The 20,317-nt window shown below is 46.3% G+C and carries 22 protein-coding genes; 14 read left to right on the top strand and 8 right to left on the bottom strand.

Annotation, left to right across the window (positions count from 1 at the left end; translation table 11 throughout):
- The first annotated feature begins 1 nt into the window (after window position 1).
- The 4 genes from moaE (at window position 2) to L5L97_RS21220 (ending at window position 3,116) form a co-directional block, all read left to right on the top strand.
- Window positions 2-469 carry a molybdopterin synthase catalytic subunit MoaE gene (gene moaE, locus L5L97_RS21235; protein ID WP_263147854.1) on the top strand — a complete coding sequence of 156 codons (468 nt, stop codon included), beginning with the start codon at window positions 2-4 and terminating at the stop codon, window positions 467-469.
- Window positions 470-548: 79 nt separating this feature from the next.
- Window positions 549-1,352 (top strand): molybdate ABC transporter substrate-binding protein, encoded by an 804-nt coding sequence (gene modA / locus L5L97_RS21230; RefSeq protein WP_263183889.1) that lies wholly within the window; start codon window positions 549-551, stop codon window positions 1,350-1,352.
- The gene (gene modB, locus L5L97_RS21225; RefSeq protein ID WP_106648406.1) at window positions 1,352-2,032 is read left to right on the top strand and encodes a molybdate ABC transporter permease subunit; all 681 of its coding nucleotides are present in this window, start codon (window positions 1,352-1,354) and stop codon (window positions 2,030-2,032) included. The genes modA and modB overlap by 1 nt, the downstream gene beginning before the upstream one ends.
- Window positions 2,013-3,116: an ABC transporter ATP-binding protein gene (locus L5L97_RS21220; RefSeq protein WP_263183887.1), complete on the top strand. Its 1,104-nt coding sequence runs from the start codon at window positions 2,013-2,015 to the stop codon at window positions 3,114-3,116. Before modB ends, L5L97_RS21220 begins: the two co-directional genes overlap by 20 nt.
- A gap of 14 nt (window positions 3,117-3,130) precedes the next feature.
- Here the strand turns inward: L5L97_RS21220 and L5L97_RS21215 are convergent, their stop codons facing one another.
- On the bottom strand, window positions 3,131-3,292 hold the full coding sequence (locus tag L5L97_RS21215) for a hypothetical protein (protein WP_263183885.1): 162 nt from the start codon (window positions 3,290-3,292) through the stop codon (window positions 3,131-3,133).
- A gap of 484 nt (window positions 3,293-3,776) precedes the next feature.
- Between L5L97_RS21215 and L5L97_RS21210 the strand changes: the two genes are divergently transcribed.
- The 4 genes from L5L97_RS21210 to L5L97_RS21195 are packed head-to-tail and all read left to right on the top strand — an operon-like array spanning window position 3,777 to window position 7,068.
- The gene (locus L5L97_RS21210; protein WP_131524044.1) at window positions 3,777-4,298 is read left to right on the top strand and encodes a hypothetical protein; all 522 of its coding nucleotides are present in this window, start codon (window positions 3,777-3,779) and stop codon (window positions 4,296-4,298) included.
- Between the two features lie 60 nt (window positions 4,299-4,358).
- The gene (locus tag L5L97_RS21205) at window positions 4,359-5,036 is read left to right on the top strand and encodes a response regulator transcription factor (protein WP_006079763.1); all 678 of its coding nucleotides are present in this window, start codon (window positions 4,359-4,361) and stop codon (window positions 5,034-5,036) included.
- A 49-nt stretch (window positions 5,037-5,085) separates the two neighbouring features.
- Window positions 5,086-6,342 carry a sensor histidine kinase gene (locus L5L97_RS21200; protein WP_263183882.1) on the top strand — a complete coding sequence of 419 codons (1,257 nt, stop codon included), beginning with the start codon at window positions 5,086-5,088 and terminating at the stop codon, window positions 6,340-6,342.
- 33 nt (window positions 6,343-6,375) lie between these two features.
- A complete protein-coding gene (locus L5L97_RS21195; protein WP_263174609.1) occupies window positions 6,376-7,068 on the top strand; it encodes a TIGR01621 family pseudouridine synthase in 693 nt (230 codons plus the stop codon).
- A 26-nt stretch (window positions 7,069-7,094) separates the two neighbouring features.
- Here the strand turns inward: L5L97_RS21195 and L5L97_RS21190 are convergent, their stop codons facing one another.
- Window positions 7,095-8,264 (bottom strand): GGDEF domain-containing protein, encoded by a 1,170-nt coding sequence (locus L5L97_RS21190; protein ID WP_263183881.1) that lies wholly within the window; start codon window positions 8,262-8,264, stop codon window positions 7,095-7,097.
- A 259-nt stretch (window positions 8,265-8,523) separates the two neighbouring features.
- Between L5L97_RS21190 and L5L97_RS21185 the strand changes: the two genes are divergently transcribed.
- On the top strand, window positions 8,524-8,691 hold the full coding sequence (locus tag L5L97_RS21185) for a YqaE/Pmp3 family membrane protein (RefSeq protein ID WP_006079767.1): 168 nt from the start codon (window positions 8,524-8,526) through the stop codon (window positions 8,689-8,691).
- 72 nt (window positions 8,692-8,763) lie between these two features.
- On the opposite strand, the gene L5L97_RS21180 is transcribed toward L5L97_RS21185, so the two are convergent.
- Entirely contained in the window at window positions 8,764-10,941 is a 2,178-nt protein-coding gene (locus L5L97_RS21180; protein WP_168826443.1) for a TonB-dependent receptor, read from the bottom strand.
- Between the two features lie 424 nt (window positions 10,942-11,365).
- On the opposite strand from L5L97_RS21180, the gene L5L97_RS21175 reads away from it, so the two are divergent.
- A complete protein-coding gene (locus tag L5L97_RS21175) occupies window positions 11,366-11,557 on the top strand; it encodes a DUF2986 domain-containing protein (protein ID WP_263183880.1) in 192 nt (63 codons plus the stop codon).
- Between the two features lie 19 nt (window positions 11,558-11,576).
- On the opposite strand, the gene L5L97_RS21170 is transcribed toward L5L97_RS21175, so the two are convergent.
- The 4 genes from L5L97_RS21170 to L5L97_RS21155 form a co-directional block, all read right to left on the bottom strand.
- Entirely contained in the window at window positions 11,577-12,089 is a 513-nt protein-coding gene (locus L5L97_RS21170; protein WP_263183879.1) for a M23 family metallopeptidase, read from the bottom strand.
- Window positions 12,090-12,126: 37 nt separating this feature from the next.
- Entirely contained in the window at window positions 12,127-12,717 is a 591-nt protein-coding gene (locus L5L97_RS21165) for a hypothetical protein (RefSeq protein WP_263183878.1), read from the bottom strand.
- Between the two features lie 12 nt (window positions 12,718-12,729).
- Window positions 12,730-13,395, bottom strand: a complete 666-nt coding sequence (locus tag L5L97_RS21160; protein WP_263183877.1) for a CHAP domain-containing protein — start codon at window positions 13,393-13,395, stop codon at window positions 12,730-12,732.
- A 189-nt stretch (window positions 13,396-13,584) separates the two neighbouring features.
- Window positions 13,585-14,928, bottom strand: a complete 1,344-nt coding sequence (locus L5L97_RS21155) for an anaerobic C4-dicarboxylate transporter (RefSeq protein ID WP_105251110.1) — start codon at window positions 14,926-14,928, stop codon at window positions 13,585-13,587.
- A 264-nt stretch (window positions 14,929-15,192) separates the two neighbouring features.
- On the opposite strand from L5L97_RS21155, the gene L5L97_RS21150 reads away from it, so the two are divergent.
- Both L5L97_RS21150 and L5L97_RS21145 read left to right on the top strand, forming a co-directional pair.
- Window positions 15,193-16,371 carry a PrnB family protein gene (locus L5L97_RS21150; protein ID WP_105251111.1) on the top strand — a complete coding sequence of 393 codons (1,179 nt, stop codon included), beginning with the start codon at window positions 15,193-15,195 and terminating at the stop codon, window positions 16,369-16,371.
- A gap of 4 nt (window positions 16,372-16,375) precedes the next feature.
- Complete coding sequence (locus L5L97_RS21145) at window positions 16,376-17,497, top strand: aminotransferase class V-fold PLP-dependent enzyme (RefSeq protein WP_263183876.1); 1,122 nt, start codon at window positions 16,376-16,378, stop codon at window positions 17,495-17,497.
- Between the two features lie 175 nt (window positions 17,498-17,672).
- Here the strand turns inward: L5L97_RS21145 and L5L97_RS21140 are convergent, their stop codons facing one another.
- A complete protein-coding gene (locus L5L97_RS21140; RefSeq protein ID WP_251068942.1) occupies window positions 17,673-17,930 on the bottom strand; it encodes a YceK/YidQ family lipoprotein in 258 nt (85 codons plus the stop codon).
- Window positions 17,931-18,544: 614 nt separating this feature from the next.
- Here L5L97_RS21140 and L5L97_RS21135 point away from each other — a divergent pair.
- Window positions 18,545-19,360, top strand: coding sequence for a hypothetical protein (locus tag L5L97_RS21135; RefSeq protein ID WP_263183875.1), 816 nt, complete (start codon window positions 18,545-18,547; stop codon window positions 19,358-19,360).
- 168 nt (window positions 19,361-19,528) lie between these two features.
- On the top strand, window positions 19,529-20,317 hold a 789-nt coding region (locus L5L97_RS21130), incomplete at its 3' end, for a hypothetical protein (RefSeq protein ID WP_263186858.1).

Here is a 20,317-nt window from a genome sequence, read left to right as displayed (position 1 = left end):
TATGCGTTTATTACCCGCAGTTCGAGTGCAAGAGGTCGATTTTAGTGTTTCTGACGAATATCGCCTGCTAGCTCAAGATGATAGCGATGGTGCCGTAGTCACTTTTGTCGGCAAAGTGCGTGATTTTAACGATGGTGCCGCGGTGACAGACCTAACCTTAGAGCACTATCCGGGCATGACCGAAGCCGTGTTAGAACAAATCGTTGCCGAGGCGCGTAGCCGCTGGCCGCTCAATAAAGTGACGGTTATTCACCGTGTCGGTACTATGGCTCTGGGTGAGCAGATTGTGTTTATCGGCGTAACCAGCGCCCATCGCAAGGCCGCTTTTGCTGCCTGTGAATTCTTAATCGACTTTTTAAAAACCAAAGCGCCATTCTGGAAATTAGAAGCGGGCGAGCAAGGTAAAAGTTGGGTTGAAGCGAAAGATGCCGATGAACAGGCGGCTAAGCTATGGCAACACAAAGACTAGTCGCGTGGCAGAGATACTCGTAGTCGCAACGCAGCTTGCCAGTTTAAGACCCGCGCGAATATTGCACTAAGGTGACCCAATGCAGAGTTTGACCCGTTTCTTCCATACCTGTGTTTTTGCATTACTCTGGTGCTTGGCGGTCGCGCCATCGTTCAGTCGAGCGGCGGATAATACAGGGATTCCCGCAATTGCCGCTGCCTCAGATTTACGTTTTGCCCTCGATGATATTAGCCAAAAATTTACCAATGAAACTGGGCTAAAAGTAAAAATATCCTATGGATCATCGGGCAATTTTGCTACTCAAATCCAAAACGGTGCGCCCTATGAATTATTTTTATCTGCGGATGAAAAATATATTCAACAATTGCATAGTGCTGGCGTTGCCCGCGATGCTGGCGTGCTTTATGCCCAAGGGCAACTCGCTATTGTTGTACCTAAAACTGGTCGTTTGTCCGTTGATCCTGAACTTAAGGGGTTAGCTGAAGCACTCACTGCAGGAAAAATTACCCGTTTTGCTATTGCTAATCCTGATCACGCTCCCTATGGCGAAAAGGCCAAAGAAGCATTGCAGTTTGTGCAGTTGTGGGATGTGATTCAACCTAAATTGATCCTTGGGGAAAATGTGTCCCAAGCAGGGCAGTTTGCGATTAGTGGTTCAACCCAGGGCGGGATTATTGCGCTCTCTTTAGCTATGTCTCCTACTTTTGCCAAACATAGTGATTACGCCATAGTGCCAGCAAAAATGCATAGCCCACTGTTTCAGCGTATGGCATTAATGGCCAAGGCGAGTGAAACTGCTCAGCATTTTTACGATTATTTAAGAGCCGATAGTGCCCGTCGTGTTTTGGCCGATTATGGTTTTTCATTGCCAGAGCAACCATGATGGATTGGCAGGCACTTTGGTTATCGGTCAAGCTGAGTGGCATCACAGTTTTAGTGTTGATTCCTTTAGCTATTTTGGCTGGACGGGCATTAGCCTATCGTCAATTTGTCGGCAAATCTTGGGTCGAGGCGCTGATCATGGTGCCCTTAGTATTACCGCCAACTGTGATTGGTTATTACTTGCTGGTGGGGCTTGGCAGTCAAAGTTGGCTCGGACAATGGATTGAGCAAGTCATGGGTCAGCAACTCGTGTTTCACTTTTCTGGTCTGGTTATCGCCTCCGTTTTAGTCAATATTCCCTTCGCTGTGCAGCCGATACAACGCGCATTCGAAGCTGTGCCGAATGATGTTCGCGACGCAGCCGCTTGTTGCGGCATGAGTCGACTTAAAATTCTACTTAAAATTGAATTGCCTATGGTGTGGCCGGGTGTGCTAACGGCATTAGTTCTGTGCTTCTCCCATGTGCTTGGGGAGTTTGGCGTTGTGCTGATGATGGGCGGCAATATTGCTGGCGAGACTAAGACGATTTCGATTGCAATTTATGACAGTGTGCAATCATTCGATTTTAATGCCGCTGGCACTATGTCATTAGTCTTATTGCTGTTTGCCGTGACGGCGTTAGCACTAACAACCAGTCTATCGCGGCGTTTAGGAGGTCAGCGTGGCGCAAATCATCGCTGATCTGCAGTGTCAGATCCAAAATCATAAACACATTAAACTCAACGCCGATTTTCGCTGTAAAGCGGGTGAAGTACTTGCTGTGGTCGGGCCGTCTGGCGGTGGAAAAACCACACTGCTACGGATGATCGCTGGGTTGAATCATCCCGATACGGGACAAATCTACTTTGGCGATCGGCCTTGGTTTGATGATAAAGCGCGTATCGCCTTAAGCCCGCAGCAACGCCATATCGGTTATATGCCGCAGCATTTTGGCCTATTTCCGAATCTCACTGCCTTAGAAAATGTAGTCGCTGGACTTGATCATATTCCCAAGGCGGAGCGCATTCCGCGCGCGAAAGATTGGCTCGAACGGGTCAATCTACAGGGATTACCCGATCGATTACCGGCGCATTTATCGGGCGGCCAACGCCAGCGCGTTGCGCTTGCCAGAGCGCTTGCCCGCGAACCGTCGGTTTTGTTGCTGGATGAGCCTTTTTCTGCGGTGGACAGGGAAACTCGCGAGCGTTTATACCTTGAGCTTGCGCGCCTCAAAGAACAGTTACTTTGCCCAGTGATTATGGTCACCCACGACTTAAATGAAGCCTTACTGCTGGCTGATTCGATGATTTTGATCAGCCAAGGCAAGATGCTACAGCAAGGTGCACCTTTCGAGGTGTTATCGCGGCCACGAAATGAAGCTGTGGCTAGGCAGATGGGGCTAAGAAATATTTTTGATGGTGAAGTGGTATTTCAAGACAGCACTAAAAATCTCACTTGGCTTAAATTTGGTGAGCAGCTAATTGCCTGCGACTATGGCAAAGAGCGCCCTGTGGGAAGTCGAGTCCGTTGGGTTATCCCCAATCAAGGTATTCGTTTTAATTCGATTTCCAAAGGGCGTTTATGCCGCAGTTTTAATAAATTAGATGTCACGATCGACGCTATGCTGGTGATGGGCGAATCCGTTCGGCTTATCTGCTACATCACTAGCACCCCATTACAACTTAACACTGAAGTCTCGCTGCATTTTGCCCAAAAGCTTGCTCTTACTAAGGGGATGCAAACTACGGTGGCACTCAAATCCGAACAAATTCATATTTTGGAATAACGTGATGTCGTAATTTAATGACGTTTTATACCGAGTAATCCAATCCAAAATGTCCCTTCCAATAGCATTCCTAAGATGATGAACACCAATGCACTGGTGGCGCTGCCATAGGCATAAGCGCTTAATGCTGCTATTAATAACAAGCTTAAGCTTATCCATCGCATGACTGGTTTCATTTTCGCTCCGATTAAAAAATACCGTTACCTGATGCTAAGTTATCTGACTTTAGTCGAGGGCGATTTATTTGCCAATCCCACTTTTTAATGACACAGATAGACTAAAATACCCGCTAAAATTCAATCCTCTTGATTCTAAATGGCGAAATTGAGGGTTATTACTGAAAATGTCATGTTTAAAAATCCTCAGATGATCAAAGCTTAATCTTGTTTCCATCGGCGTTTAAGTTGGTATTAGGTAGACTTAGCACATTAGCCACAAAATGATTGAGTGTTTGGCTTATCAGCGATTTAGGTTCTGTTGACGTTGGATTTCAGATCAATTGATGGCCGAACCAGAGTTAACGCTGACACAGTGTGATTCTATATCCAGTGGTAAATTGTGAGGGATTAGCTTGGAATTGCATACAGGCGCAATAGGTCCATCGACTTCTAACTGATTGTCTCATAAGATACAAACTTAGCTGATTTATATGGAGGGGCCATGAGACTATGGTTGCTAGGATTCATGTTGGTATCTGGTGTCGCAACGGCGGCTCAGAGCATGTATTCGATGTTTGCGGGTGGAGACTATGTACCGCCGTTGAGCGTTATGCAGCAGATTGAAAAAGGGTTCTCCGGTGTGATTGCCGAATTTCATATGGAAGAGCAAGAGGGTGAATTAGTCTATCAATTTGAGTTGATTAATCCTTTAGCAAACTCTATAACGCGGTTTGAATATCGTGCACGTGATGGTAAGTTACTGAAACAAAAGGCGAGTAAAGTAAGCGCCGATGATCTGGGTGAGGTTGAGGCAACGCGTATGATCGCGGCAAAAGATCAAACCTTTTCAGGTCTAATCATTAAGGCCACTAAAGATCATAAAGCCTTCTTAACCGAAGCAAAATTAGACCACGACTTAGGTATCAGTTACTTAGAACTTAAGCTGCTAGACGATACGGGTAAGTTTAAGTTGGCCTTTGATGTCGAAAATTTACGACCGTTACCTTTACTCAAGTGGGATTGAAATATCTAAGTCAATCGAGTGCTCACACGAGTGCTTAAGATTGAGGAGCGCAACATACAGATGAAAATACTTTTAGTTGAAGATGATGCGACGACGATTGATTACATCGTCAAAGGATTTCTTGAGCAGGGCCACAATATCGAAACGGCGAGCGATGGCCACCAAGGTTTGTCACTCGCCACGAGTAGTCAGTACGATCTCGTGATCCTCGACCGCATGTTACCCCAGCTCGATGGCTTAAAATTATTGGCCGCCTTAAGGGCAACGGGCAATCAAACCCCAGTGCTGATTTTATCCGCTTTAGCGCACGTTGATGAGCGAGTGAAAGGCCTGCGCGCGGGCGGCGACGACTATATGACTAAGCCGTTTGCTTTCTCCGAGTTATTAGTTCGCGCTGAAAAACTGATGCACCGTGGGCAATCTGTGCCTGTGACAACTGATCTCGTTGTTGGTGGTTTGAAGATGGAGTTACTGACCCGTAATGTCACTTTAGACGGGCAGGAGTTGATGCTACAGCCAAAAGAGTTCCAGTTACTTAAGTATCTGATGGAACATGCTAATCAAGTTATTAGCCGCACCTTATTGTTCGAAGCAGTGTGGGATTATCACTTCGATCCGCGCACGAACGTCATCGATGTGCATATCGCAAAATTACGCCGTAAATTTGAAGAGTTAGGCCATGGCGAGCTTATCGAAACCGTGAGGGGAGCGGGTTATCGCTTACGACAAAGGCATTAAGCCTTACCAAAGCAGCGCCTGGCGCATCACAATCGTTTTTTCGACCTTAGTGATAGTGATCATCGGGGCGTTGCTATTTGCCCTTTATCGACAGTTGATTATTGAGCAGCAGTATCAAGTGACTCAATATTTAGAGTCAGAGACCCAACGTTATCAGCAACTTGCCCTAACGGTTGATCGCCGTAGTTTTGCCGCTCAAATCCGCGCCGCCGATCCACAAACGGCCCTGATCGCTTGGCGTAATAGCTACGATATGGTCGGTGCCTTGAGCTTTATGCCCGAAGGCATGCCCATGCTGCCGCAAACGCGGGATTTTCCTATCTTAACCGGTGGCCCAGATAAGCTGCATATTCTTACTGGCGGTCTGGTGATGACCCGCTATGGCCCTGTGTTGATTGCGACCCGTACCGATAACTTAGCGACGTTAATTGATAAGTTTATCAGTGCCGCTGCAACGGCTGTCATGCTTACCGTAGTGTTGACTTTAGCGCTCGGCTATCTGTTTTCTAAGGCGATTTTACGTCGATTAGTGCAATACAACCGCTTGAGTGAACAGATTGAACGCGGTCACTACGACACCCGCTTACCCTTGAGTTGGCGTCAGGATGAGTTCGATATGCTGGCGCTGCAGTTTAATAATGTGCTGGATATTCTCGAAAATAACCTGATGGCAGTGCGTGGTGCGACCGATAATATCGCCCATGATTTACGTACTCCACTGTCACATATCCGTATTGGTATTGAAGAGTTAGCGAGTAAGCCGAGCAACGAGATTAGCGAAGGTTGCGCCATTTTGACCGAGGAACTCGATCATTGTTTAGCGACGTTTGATGCCATGTTATCGCTCACGCGTATCGAAGAAGGTCAGCAGACACTCGATTTGCAGGAGTTAAGCCTAGCGCAACTGTGTACTGACTTATTGGATATGGCCGATGCTGTGGCTGAATCTAACGAGCAAACCTTGAGTTTATCGCTGCTGGCTGACCATAAGGTTTTTGGTGATAAATACTTATTGTTCCAAGCCTTATATAATCTTGTCGATAATGCGATGAAGTATTCTGGCCAAGGTGCGCGGATTGAGATTATTCAGTCAGGCCCGCAAATTCAGATCCGCGATAATGGCCCCGGTATTCCAGATGATAGTAAAGAAAGAGTATTCGAACGCTTAGTGCGCCTCGACCCCAGCCGGCATTTACAGGGCACAGGTTTAGGATTATCTATGGTCAAAGCGATTCTCTCACGGCACAATGCCAAAATTAATCTCACGGATAATCATCCTGGCTTAGTCGTCACTATTCAGTTTTAAGTCGATGATCCGCATTACAACGCCGAGTACTCCATGTATCGAATCATAGCCGATGAGGCTGATTTTATTGTTATTTCCAAATCAGCCAAAGTGCATTTCCACAGTCAGGATGGGACTGCAGGCGTGGTGGCGCAGGCTGAGCAAGATTTAGGGATTAAGCTTTTTGCTGTTCATCGACTCGATACGCCCACGTCCGGTCTGTTGATTCTGGCTAAGAGCGCGGTCGCCGCCAAGCAATTTACTGAGCTGTTTACCGCCCATAAAGTGCAGAAATATTACCTCGCCCTCGCGAAAGGCAAGCCGAAGAAGAAGCAAGGCTGGGTGATTGGGGACATGGCAAAGTCGCGTCGTAGCATGTTTAAGTTGCTGCGGACTAAAGAGAATCCAGCGATTACGCAGTTTTTCTCCTTGAGTGTTGGCGAGGGATTGCGTTTATATTTGCTTAAACCTCACTCAGGTAAAACCCATCAATTAAGAGTCGCCTTGGCGAGCTTAGGTGTACCCATTTTAGGGGATGATTTATACGGCGGAGAGGCCGCGGATCGGTGTTATCTGCATGCATATTGTCTGCATTTTCGCTATGGTGATGACGTGACAGGTTGGCGTGATTACGCTTATCGGGATTTGCCGACTCAAGGTGAGCATTTTGACGCTGAAGGTGTCACTGAGGCGCTAGTTTCATGGCGTGAGCCCGATACTTTGGCTTGGCCTGCGAAAGGAGATTAATCTTTGCAGCGTTATGTTGCAAAAGCCTAACAAGCTTGGCAAATACGGTCTCGGCCTTCAGATTTTGCGCGGTACATAGCTTGGTCTGCTTGAATGAGTAGTTTGTCAGGTTGGCATCCTTGATAAATCGTGGCGTAACCTAAACTGGCATAGATTTTAATCGTAACACCTTGCCAGATAAATGAATTGTCCTTAAGTACTTGATGTAGTTTCTCGGCGACGACTCTGGCCGCGGGTGCATCAGTCGCGGGTAAAATCACCAGAAACTCCTCTCCACCGTGACGACATAGGGCGTCATTTTCTCGCAATACCGATCCAAACAGTCTCGCCGCCGTCAGCAGGGCGAGATCGCCCGCATCGTGCCCATATTGATCGTTGATATCTTTAAAATGATCAAGATCCAATAAAATCATACTGTAAGGTACTTTATCCCGCAGCCAGCGTTGATGGATATTGTTTAAAAACTTATGCATAGCACGGCGATTCCACAGGCCTGTAAGTTGGTCCCGCTCCGCTAACATGCGGATTTTACTGACAAGCCGAGTCATGGCATTACCTATCATCACGATATTGATCAATAGGGCCAGAAATACATAGAACCAAAGCACAGGTATGGCTTCTTGCGTGTGCATGGCGATAAACATCGAACTTTCTTCGGGAGAGAGTAAGGCGATAAAGATACGAATGATAAAAATACCCACCATGGCGACTAAGGGCATGACCATAGCGATGGCAACTCGATTTCCCGTATCGCGTTTGATGGCAAGATAGTTATCTCGAGTTAACATGGCGAAAATGAGCGCGGCGCAGGCTGAGAATACGATGGCCAAAATGCGTTCGGAGCTGAAATTAGGTGGAACCAAGAGCATCACACCAGCGGTGAGTGCTAAAAGAATAAGATCCGATTTTACGCTGGGCTTGAGTCTAAAAAGCGCCTTTGTTCCCCAACGCGCTAGAATGAAGCCAAATAAAATCGCCATATCCGAGCAGAACCAAAAAAAGTAACTGGAGGCTTCGGTGCGTTGGCTGTTGAGTATGATGCCAAGGAGGACGAACAAGTTCGCCAGAGAAAAGCGCATACTGGCTTGAGTGGCAATTTTTAAAGGTTGTGCAATGAGTCCCCATGCGACGGCAGCCGTGCTAGTAAGCAGGCAAATAAACTTGATGAGTAATAAGGCTTGGGGATCAAATATCATTCTTTTACTTCATATTTTTCTTTAACTATAGATGCTTTTAGGGATTTTCGGTTGGAGTTTGCTGGATATCTTAGTCTACTTTGTACAGATAATGAGTTGAATATCCTTTTTCATTTTAGGGAATGGTAAGGGCCTTCATTTAGGCTGCGGCTGGGATTATTTACGCCTTGCAAACTAAAAGGTTTGCAAATTCTGAGTCTTCCTGCGAAGTTAGATCTTGTTGATTTGCCTACAATCTCCGTTTTGAGGATGTTCTGTTATGGATACAAATAAACTACTTTTAGTCATTATTGCGATTTTATTGCCGCCAGTTGCTGTATTTTTGAAGGCGGGAGCGGGTAAAGATCTGCTAATAAACATAGTGTTATGTTTACTGTTCTGGTTCCCTGGTTTATTACACGCACTCTGGGTCGTGACCAAGGCATAATTTGCTTTCTTCCACACAATAAAAAAGCGCAATGTAATTGCGCTTTTTTATGTTTCAAAATGGGTCTTTCACTTAGAAAGGCAAGGTGTAGCCTATTGTTGCAGTACGTCCCATCCCTTTGAAATAACGATCATTTGTACCCATGGTTTGTGAGTAATAATTGAAATAATCCTTATTAAATAGATTTTGCAAACCTAGGCTCAGGGTGCCAGTGTAAAGCGGCATTGAGAAGGAAGCATCGACTGTCGTGTAACCATCAAACTCTGCATACTTATTGCCCGCCGCGTTTTTAAAATCGCGGTCCATGTAGTAATTGGCTTGAACGCGGGTCGACATTTCATTATCGAAGCTATGGGTCCAGAACAGGTTGATACGGTTTGGTGAAATATTTGCACCATCGAGATCGGTATCGACTTGGCTATCACCATTTGAATCGTATTCGCCCTGCTGGAAGGCGATATTCATGCCGAGATCATCATTGCTGGTAATGTAGGCGGTGACATTGGCTTCAATACCATCGATCACACTCTTTTCGCGCTTCACGTCGTAGAAACCATCACTATTTAAGGCCAAACGTGAGCCAAAATCAGTAGCGGAACGATAGTAAGCTAGCTTAGCGCTTAAGTATTTACCTTGGTAATCGGCGCCGACTTCAACGTTATCTGTGACTATCGGCGTGAGCGCCAGTGAGCCATCTATGCTGGGATTGTCGCCGGGGAAGCTTTTACCATCACGCAGAATTCGGCCGATATCCGGCATGCCAAAACCTTGGTTATAGCTGGTATAAACGCGAATGTCAGGAGTGATTTTATAAGAGATACCGACGTTAAATAAGGTTTCATCGAAGGTGGCTGAACCGCCCGCAATTTGCTTATTGCCTGCACCCCATAGGGTTTTGTAGTCATCGACACTTAACTCGGCATGTTCGTAACGAACACCGGTCGATAAGGTTAAATTTTCAATTAAGTCATAATCTAACTGCAAGTATGGCGCAACGTTGTCATAGGTACTTTCGGGAACCCATGAAAAGCCAGTTTTTACTAAATCTTGCTCAGTGGTGTCGCGGAAAAGGTCGACACCGTAGGCCGCATCAATTCCTGAACCGGCAATATCCTTAGCGATCAAGGCGCTTTTTAAACCCCATTTAACCGAAGAGTTACGCGATTGCTCGTAGTACAAGCTTTCACCTTTACTGCCGACACCGCATTGGATGACTTGGTCGCTGCCTTCGAAGGATGGATCGTAGAAGCTATCGAAACAGCCACCACCATAAACTGCTTTAAAATCTTGATTAAAGAGTTGCAGGCTAAGTTGCTGGCCACCAATGTTGGCGTGGGTGTAAGTCAAACTTGTGGTGGTCACTTGGTTGTTGGCGGCTTCCCATGGCTGAGTTTCTTTAACTGCACCTGTGGGTACACCATTGGGCTTGTCACCTGCAACGGGCATCCAATCGCCATTGTTGTCTGCATTGTAATGGTTAACCATTAATTCAAGGCGTGACTCATCGAAGTTATGGCCAAGCTTAATGAAGAAGTCTTTACTCTGACTATCCATTGACTCGCCTTGAGTCGTGTCGACACCCACTACGTTATGATTGGCATCGTAATAGACGCCATTATTGCGGTAGCTAACCGAACCTATCATGTCGATAAATTCTGACTCGCCAGAAAACGCATAGCTAGCACCAAAGCTTAAGCCATTGGATTTCATTGAATCAGGCACTGTGACATCGAAACTAGCAACCTGTTCGCTGTCGCCTGTTGGCTTTTTAGTGATGTAGTTGATGATGCCGCCTTGGGCACCGAGACCATGCATGGCATTGGCGCCGTGAATGATTTCGATGCGCTCAATCATGGCAGGATCTATGGTTTGTCCCTCTCTACCACCACTGCGAAGTGGGTTCGATTGAGGCACGCCGTCGATCATAATCAATGGCGGACGACCACGCAGGGTTTCACCTGTGTTACTCATCTTCTGGCGACTCGGTGAAAAGCTAGGCGCTAAGTTACCGATAATAGTCGATAAATCTTTAGTGGTGCGGAACTGTTCTTCTAATTGGGCGCGGTCGATGATAGTGACAGTATTGGGGATCGAGCTGGGAGATTTATCCATTCGACTCGCGGTGACAGTGATTTTTTCTATGTCTTTATTTTTGTTGTTTGGACTGTTGTCGGTGGCATCTTGGGCCGCAGCGGATTGGGTTAACGCTGCCAATACGGCTAAAGCAACAAACGAGGTTTTGAATGTCATATAACTTCCTGCTAAGGGCGAATGAGTTTGTTACACCGGCTCCCTTGGCATAGGTTAATATTCCATTAAATTGTATTACAAATGATAACGATTTTTATTATTCGCGATTTTAGGGGAGGAATTACAGCTTGTCTAGTCACGCCATACAGGAAATTGCATGATTTGACGACAGTATGAATAAATTGCGACACAGCACTCGGTATCGAGAGATTTTACCGTAAAGGCCATACATATAATGCGATTTCATGTCGGTAAGGCATTACCTTTTTTGGCATTTGTCTTTGATTTAGGAGACCTATGTTTTAGCCGCAGGTTTGATTATTTGATTGGGCTACGCGTTTGCTTTAGTGCTTTCGATTGTCTGGCGCGTTGATGGAAGGCTATAATCGCGCCCCTTTATATCGTATCTCGCATTGGTACTCTGATGAACCGTAAAAAGAAGATTAATCAAACCTTGAAGAGCAAGGCAAAAAAGGCCAATGCCAAACTGCAATCTAGCAATAAACCTAAATATATTGCGAAGGCAGAGAGAGAAGCATTAACTGCGGCAGTTGAGCATGAAACCCCATCAAAAACCGCAGAACCTCAGCTTGATATTGCACTGCCAATAAGCTGATTAAAGTAAGTCGTTAAGCCTATAGTGCAGTTAAATACTCGATAGGGTTTTGATAAAAGGCCTTTTTATAACCTTGGGTTGAAGTATCCATCAGCCAAGGTTTAGGTAATAAGCTCAAAATGGAATAGTGCAAATGGGGCGGTTTACCTTGTGCATTGCCCGTATCGCCGACAGTGCCCAAAGTGTCACCTTGGTAGGTAATCAATCCCGTGGCTGATTCAATTTGGGCTAAATGGGCAAAGTAATGAATTTGCCATTTAGGACCTAAACCAACCACTACATTTCCTCCTTTGAAGAAGTCACCTCGATACAAGAGCAGCATAGGCGTTGGCGCAATCACTGCGGTGTTTTTGGCGGCGAAAATATCTATCCCCTTGTGAACGCCCGATGGACCCCAAGGTTCATACCAAAAGGTTTGGCTGTTCCAATCTTTACTGCTGGCACCTTTTACTGGGATCGCGGGTGACTCAGGGATCAGATAACCACCAAGTAGCAGTAACGTCAGTGCTAATCCAACATATTTCAATTTCATTTTTTATCCTGCATTAAGTGTTTGCGTACCTTAAGTTTTAATGAAACTCGCTAAATTCCCGCCAACTTTCAGGATATTGCAAGCGCTCAGTTTCTGAGAGTGATAGCCAATAGGGGCGCCAAAAATAGCTGCACCAAAAGTCGATATTACCTTGAAGACTGCCGAGGGTATCGGGATCGATATTGGGAAAGCTTTCCCATGGATTGGGCGGGGCGGATTTGAATCTGATTAATGCTTCTAACAAGGGTTTGTCATTGGTCACTAAGGTTATGCACACACCCGCAAAATCGTCATATTGGTTCAGCAATACGCAGGTCGCTTGGGTTGGATGTTCGATAAAACCGTTAAAGTTGACCGTTTGCTCGGGCAATGTGTTAAAGCTTGCCTGGCTAAGTAAAGTGTTTAAGGCCTCTTTCCCTTGGTATGTCAGCAAGCAATGCAATTGATATGCAAAAATATCTTCTCTGTCCATAGGTACAACGAGTGGATAGGTTTGTATGATTGGCAAGCTGATATTGGGCATCTGGGTTTGATGAAAAACAGTGTGTAACTCAGTTTGTGGCCTAGATTGCTTGAGGCTATCACTGTTGCGCGCAAGGCGTTGTTTAATCCAAGTTAATACTGACATTATTGTTATTTCTCAGTGAACCTTATTGGGGAATGGCGTATTTACGGATTCTGCAATCGGGGATGCCGTGATTTCCGGGGCCTGCCATCTTAACCAACCCTTTACTCGAGGCGCATCAATATACCAGAGGCCGTTTTGTTGAATTAATGCCAACCGTTCGCGTGATGGGCCAAAGGGGCCGGGATTTTGCTGGGCAATTTCAATACTGCTATCGGTAACTGAGGCAATGATTGCAACGTGACCATAGGGGTTAAATATCCATGGAGAAAACACGAGTAGATCATCCTGCATAGGTTTGGTCTGACTCGCATTAGTGTATTGCCGCATAGCGCGTTTTTCATTCCACATGCCATCGCTTAACTTGTTATCAAAAAAGTCTCTAGCATGGCCTAAAGCGTCAGGCATTTTATGCTGGTAGCGTTGGTAAAAGTAGCGTTTAACAAATTCAACACATTGATATTGAATACCTAAGTTATAACCATCTATAGATAGGTTGCGTCCTGAATGGGTATTAACTCCTCCGTTATAATAGATATTAACCCCGTTTAGAGTGTCGATGACTTCTCCTACTTGATGGTGGGAATTAAAGTTAATCCGAGTTATCAGACTGTAGGCACAGTATACGAGCCCCATCAGTATCGTGAAAAATGCTAATAGAATGGATAAGCGTCTAATCATCTTTAGTACGGCAAGCTAAAAAGAGTTGTTGAGTAAGATACTTATCTCACTTTCGGGCTGCGTATTTTATGTTTTGAAGAACATGGACGTCTAGGGTATGGGTTTTATATTGGCACAGGTTAATACTTTTGTGTGATCTAAGGTTATCTAAAACAAAGGCCGCATCAGCGGCCTTTGTTATTTTGGCGGTTAGAGTAAAGCGGTTGCGAGTAGATAACCGACAGCCGATGCTGTCGCTACACCGATAAAGCCTGGAATGATAAAGCTGTGGTTAATAATGAACTTACCTATTTTAGTCGTACCTGAACGGTCAAAGCCGATACAGGCTAGATCACTTGGATAGGTTGGTAGCACGAAATAACCGTAGCTTGCAGGGAGGAAGGCGATTAAGAGTTTTGGATCGACCCCTAAGGCGAGTCCCATAGGTGCGATTGCTGTGAGTGCTGCCGCTTGGCTATTAACAAGCTTAGAGATGAGAAACAGCACTAAGGCATAGGTCCAAGGCTGGCTTTGTACTACATGGGACAGGTTTTCTTGCAGTACATCCATATGGCTGATGAAGAAAGTATCGCTCATCCACGCCACACCAAATACTGAGAAAATTGCCACCATGCCCGCTTTAAAAACGGGACCGTTAGAGATGTTAGTCGGTTTGACTTTACAGGTCATCAGGATAAATGCACCTGCAATTAACATCATCATCTGGATCACTAAGTTCATCGAGAGCAAGGTCGATTTACCTTTAACGTCAAAGGCGGGACGTAATTCACTAAATGAACCTAACAGTACCACAGCAGCGATAGCGGTGAAGAAAATCCCCGTTGCCCAGTAAGCTTCCTTCGGATATTTTTGATTTAACAGGGTTTCGCTCTTGTCATAGATAAAGGCTCTTTGGACTGGATCTTTAATGCGTTCTTGAAATTCTTCATCTTTATCTAAATCTTTACCACGACGCAGACTCCAAAGTGCAGCAGCCATGACACCGCAAAGCGATGCTGGCACTGACACCATTAAAATTTCGAGCAGATTGTAAGCGCGGCCTACACCCTGTTGTGATGCCAGAATCGACACCATAGACACCACTGCTACCGACACAGGCGAAGCGCAAATCGCCATTTGTGAGGCGACAGAGGCCACCGCCATTGGGCGCTCTGGGCGAATATTTTTCTTCAGCGCGATATCGGAAATAATTGGGAACATGGTGTAAACCACATGGCCAGTACCGCAAAGGAAGGTCAGCGTCCACGTGGTCAGCGGCGCTAGAATCGTGATGTATTGTGGATGACGGCGCAGTAAGCGCTCGGCATACTGCATCATCACATCTAATCCACCCGCGGTTTGCAATACGGCTGCACAGCCAATGACTGCAAGTATGGTTAGCATAACTTGCACTGGCGGTTGTCCCGGCGCTAAACCGAAAACAAAAATCAGTAAAAATAAGCCAATACCGCTGATGAGGCCTAATCCCATGCCGCCGTAGCGGGTACCTAGCAGTAGGCAGCTAAGCACTACTATAAATTCCATTAAAATCATCCGATTTACCTCTGCGGAACTTACCGCTTAGCTATTAGTTGAGTGATGAGTGTCTTCAGGAACATTCTGCGGAGTAAAAGTGTTTGAAAAATTGCGCTGGCGCATGGTGTAAATAAAAAATGGCATTAGTTTTTTCGGAAATTTGACCTAACGCTAGAAACACGTGGCGATAAGTTGCATTCTGGTTACGAGTTTTACGGATTGGGCTAACGCTTTGAGCTCACTCCGTTTAAAAGAACGATAACAATACTCAAGGATAAGCCCGTGAAACCTGCCACCTTTAATACCGAAGCCTTTGATGATTGGATCCGCAGCCGCTTTGTGGAACTCAATTCCGAGCTCGAACAGCTTTACTACCAACAAACAGATCGGGCCAATGTGCTCGATATCGGCGCAGAAGCTAAGTTGGCGCTGGAGAGCGAAGGGCGAGAGTTGATTAAAACCTTGCTCGATGAGGGGAATACTGATGAAGGTTTCGACAGTGCCTTCGATTTACTCGGCAATGTGGGCTTGTATATGGCGGCCTGTCGGCGCCATGAAATTACTGAGCCCTCGCGGGAAACGACATCGCCATTAGCTGAGGCTTCTGCGCTCGCCATGCATATTGGCGCTTCAATAGGCGTCACGCCGCGTTTTGCCACCGCACATTTAACTACTCACAATCGTGCCCACAATGGCATTTATAAGCGCTTTACCGATCTGTCCGCTGAAAAGCTGTTTGTGGATTACAACACTAAGGGCATTTTGGCCTATAAACGCGCCGCCGATGCGCTATTGAAGATCCAGCCTTTGGGCATTTCCCATCCCATCAGTCACGATTTACTGCGAGTCGCTAAACAGGCCTTGCAAGATGTGATTGAGTCGAATACCCAATTATTTAATCGACTAGATACGGACCGTTTCTTTTACTGTGTTCGCCCTTACTACAAACCTTATCGGGTGGGCTCGGTCATTTATCGCGGCGCTAACGCCGGGGATTTTGCGGGGATTAATGTAATCGATTTAACGCTAGGTCTTTGTTTTGCAAACGAAGCCTCCTATTCGCAAATGCTGGTGGACAAGTTTTTATACATGATGCCGGAGGATCAACAGATATTGCGCGAGTGCATGCGTCGGCCGAATTTGATGGATGACTTCCTGCAGGCAAAAGACTGCTCAACCCAAGATTGGTATCAAGAAAACTTGCGACTCTTTATCGAAGTCTGCGAATTACATGGCGAGACTGCGATTCAGCACCATAATGAGTTAGTGACTAAATATATTGCTGAGCCTTCGACAAGTATGGAGCAGCAGCATTTAGCTAAAGTTACCGCGAGTGGTCCGCCACTGCATGTGCTACTCGGCTCATTGGAGCGACTCAGAGACAGACGCGCCGCCGCTCAACGCAGCGATATTCGGACTCGTTATTGTGATATTAAAAAACTAAAAGAGAGTTTGAGATAACACTATGTTTGAAGATTTTAAAAAGGACTTTTACCTAGCAGGTCCAGGATATCTATTAAACCATTCCGTTGGCCGGCCATTAAAATCGACCGAGCAGGTCTTTAAAGAAGCCTTTTTTGCGCCTTGGCAGGAGTCAGGGCGTGAACCTTGGGGCCAGTGGTTGGGTGTGATTGATGATTTTACCTTTGCTTTATCTAAGTTATTTAACGGCCACCAAAAGGATTTTTGCCCTCAGGTCAATCTTTCCAGTGCGCTGACTAAAATTGTCATGTCCCTCGACAGATTGAACCGCGAACACGCCGTTGTGTTAATGAGTGAGATTGATTTTCCCAGCATGGGTTTTGCCCTTAAAAAAGCGTTGCCTGCCAGTTGCGAAGTACGCTTTATTCCTAAAGGGCTCGATATCACCGACCCTAATGTGTGGGATGCGCATATCAGCCGCGATGTGGATCTGGTGTTTGTCAGCCATGCTTACTTGAATACGGGGCAGCAGGCGCCATTAGCCAATATTTTAACCATAGCCCGTGAGCGAGGCTGTTTGAGCTTAGTGGATGTAGCGCAATCGGCGGGGATTATTCCGCTGGATCTCGCGCGCCTACAACCCGATTTTTTAATCGGTTCGAGTGTGAAATGGCTCTGCGGTGGCCCTGGTGCTGCCTATCTTTGGGTTAATCCCGCCATATTGGATAGTTGTCAGCCTAAAGATGTGGGTTGGTTTAGCCACGAGAATCCGTTCGAATTTGATATCCATGATTTTCGTTACCAGCATACCGCACTGCGCTTTTGGGGAGGGACACCATCAATCGCGCCTTATGCCATTGCCACCCATAGCATTCATTATCTTGCTGGTTTAGGTACTCCGTTGCTGCGTAAATACAATCAGCAATTGATTGATGCTGTGGCGCAAGAGCTCGACCATGAGTTTGTGTCGCCGCGGGATACTGAAAAGCGCAGCGGCACGCTTATTCTGCAGTTTGGTAAACAGCAGCATCAAATGATGACGGCATTGGCGAACGCGAATATTAGTGTCGACGCCCGCAGTATGGGGATCCGGATTTCTCCGCATATTTATAACAATATGGCTGATATCAAGTTGTTACTTGATGTGATTAAAGCAAATCGCTAACTTAAATGATTTAAAATGGCTTGCTAGGCTAGGCTAGGCTAGGTTGTACCACGTAATTACAACTAACAAGGCACAACACTCAGGGAGGCAAACCGCGACATGGTCGTTCCCGTATGCCGGCGTTAACTCACCGTCACACAGGCAACTTGAGGTTATTTATTGGGTGCGATCATGCTTAAATCTTGTAGTCATAGCGGCAGACCATAGGTCGCGGGGTGTGGAGCTTGGGATCGCTGGGCGTGATCGCTAAATCTGCAGGTAGCATAACAGTATCGATGATCAACGCACTGCTCATATCAACGAGTGTCAGCGGGATGGTAAAGAGCAGCAAGGGCGGGGCCGCCAACGCGGAGATAATCATACACTCCTCGCCATTATCAACAGCCGTTTGCACACTTGAGAAAGAATGACCCCAAGTTGAATCTTCTCCCATCCTCGACGTTATCGTTGCACATCCCGTGAGAGAACAGCACACGACCAACCAAGTCAACCAACGCATAACCACTCCATTGTTTATATGTGAAAAACTGTATTGCTTCGGTATGACCTACTTACTTGATCAACTGAGAGCGTTAGTGATGTGGAACCAGATCTGGTTTCATTTGACGCCAACCTGTTCTGTTTCAACAGCTTGGCATTCTAACTATATGATTATATCTGTCAATTATTCATCAACAGAAACGAGATACAGCCAACCTCAATAACCTAGTTGTTAACGGCGACTCTTGTTTTGGATTGGTATTAATCATTGAGGTTTGTATGCCGTGCTCTTGCAGAACTCAGATGAGTTTTGAACATACTCTTTAAAATCAGTCTCCACTTCCCTCGCTGGCCATCTAGCTACTTTTATTACTTTCCTTAAAACTGTTTCAGTAAATATTCGCTTGAGGGTAGGCCGAGAGCATATTATGTTGCTGATTTAAAATGGATGACTGGATTTACGCTTGGCGATGGCCACGCTACAAGTAGAGTCTACCGAGAGGTAACAGGATGAACAATAAAGCAGCGCCGCAGCAGTCGGCGTCGACAGAGCAAGAGACACAACCGTTGGACGACAGTCGGTATGAAGACCTGCCGCGCAGTGAGTACCTGCAATTCCCCCAAGAGGAGCAAGACCGGCTCAATAAGCTACGTCAGCAACGGGGGCGTGAGGCGCCCACCCTTTATGAGTGGGATATTAAGGTAGCGACCGTGTATGGCATGGGGTGGCTCGTTGTCATTATTCCCTGCGGTATAATGGTGCTGATTGGCTTGGTGGCACACTGGTATGAGTCTGACCAATGGTATGGTTTTTTTTTCATGGCATTGATTTTTGCGCCATTTATCCGCTACCTCTGGTTGGCCGACAAACAGTACCATTATCGGCTCACCACCGAGGGGTTAGTTACCACCTATCATGACGTTATACCGGATGCCGCCTACGCGGTAGTGCGGGGGCTGGCTTGGTTTGGGGTGGTGGTTTGTATTGTCGGGGTGGCCTTTTTAGGCCCGGCAGCGCTGATTGGTGCAGGCGGAATGGCTCTGGGGGCATTTTTCTTTACTGGTTTTAAAAATGTAGAGATTACTTACGAGAGTCCTATAAAAAATGGGTATCGTCATTTGATTAAGGTAACGCGGAATCGTCCATTTATTGCCTGCCAATCGGATGTACGAACAATGGGCTTACGTGCAAGTATTCGTCTTCATTGCCCATTGGATAAGATGCACACTATCTTGTCATTACTGATGACGCAGTTACCTGATTCTGAAATCCGTGTATTTAAAAATGAGCGCGTGTTAGATGGTGTACCATTTGCGTCATTTGAGTCAGGCGAACCAGTCCAATTGTCAGATTTTTCCCCTGAGAATCCCCTGCCCAGTTAACGTTTTTTCTCGCGCCTGTTACTGGCGCTAATTACGACCATTATCTGGATGCAGGCTAACAGACCTTTAGCGGCGAGGTCGTCAAGGGTGAGAAGACATTAAGTACGAGCCGTGTGGGTAGGTTAACGATGACCATGCAGTCCGTGGGTACAGCAAAGGAATAGCTATATGAATAAGAGAGCTGCGCCGCAGTTGGCGTCGACAGAGCAAGAGACACAACTGTTGGACGACAGTCGGTATGAAGACCTGCCGCGAAGTGAGTACCTGCAATTACCCCAAGAGGAGCAAGACCGGCTCTACAAGCTGCGTCAGCAGCGGGTGCGCGAGGCGCCCACGCTTTATGAGTGGGATATTAAGGTAGCGACTGTGTATGGTCTATTTTGGTTAACCTTCCTGATCCCGTGTGGTTGCGTAGCACTTATAGGGTGCTATTTGCTATCTGGCGATACTAGCTTGGGTATAGGGTTAATCATCATGGCTTTAATTATGTGCTTATCTGCTCGTTACCTCTGGTTTGCAGACAAACAGTACCATTATCGGCTCACCTCCGAGGGTTTAGTTACCACCTATCATGACGCGATTCCGGATGCAGCTTACGCGGTAGTGCGTGGGCTGGCTTGGTTTGGGGTGGTGGTTTGTATTGTCGGGGTGGCCTTTTTAGGCCCAGCAGCGCTGATTGGTGCAGGCGGAATGGCTCTGGGGGCATTTTTCTTTACTGGTTTTAAAAATGTAGAAACCACCTCAATAAGTGCTATCAAGCGTGGACACCCCCATATGATAAAAGTGACCCACAAGAGGCCATATATATCGTGTGATACAGACAGGTTTTATTTCGGATATTATTCAAATCTCGACTGTTATTGCCATCCCGAAGATATGCATAAAGTGTTGTCGCTACTGATGAAGCAATTACCGGGGTCGGAACTCTTTTTATTGAAAAATGAACGAATAGTTGGC

The sequence above is a fragment of the Shewanella sp. SM71 genome (assembly GCF_025653905.1).
GTDB classification, from domain to species: Bacteria; Pseudomonadota; Gammaproteobacteria; order Enterobacterales; family Shewanellaceae; genus Shewanella; species Shewanella oncorhynchi.
The sequence above is the reverse complement of the archived record's forward strand: the minus strand, read 5'-3'. Positions and strand labels throughout refer to the sequence as shown.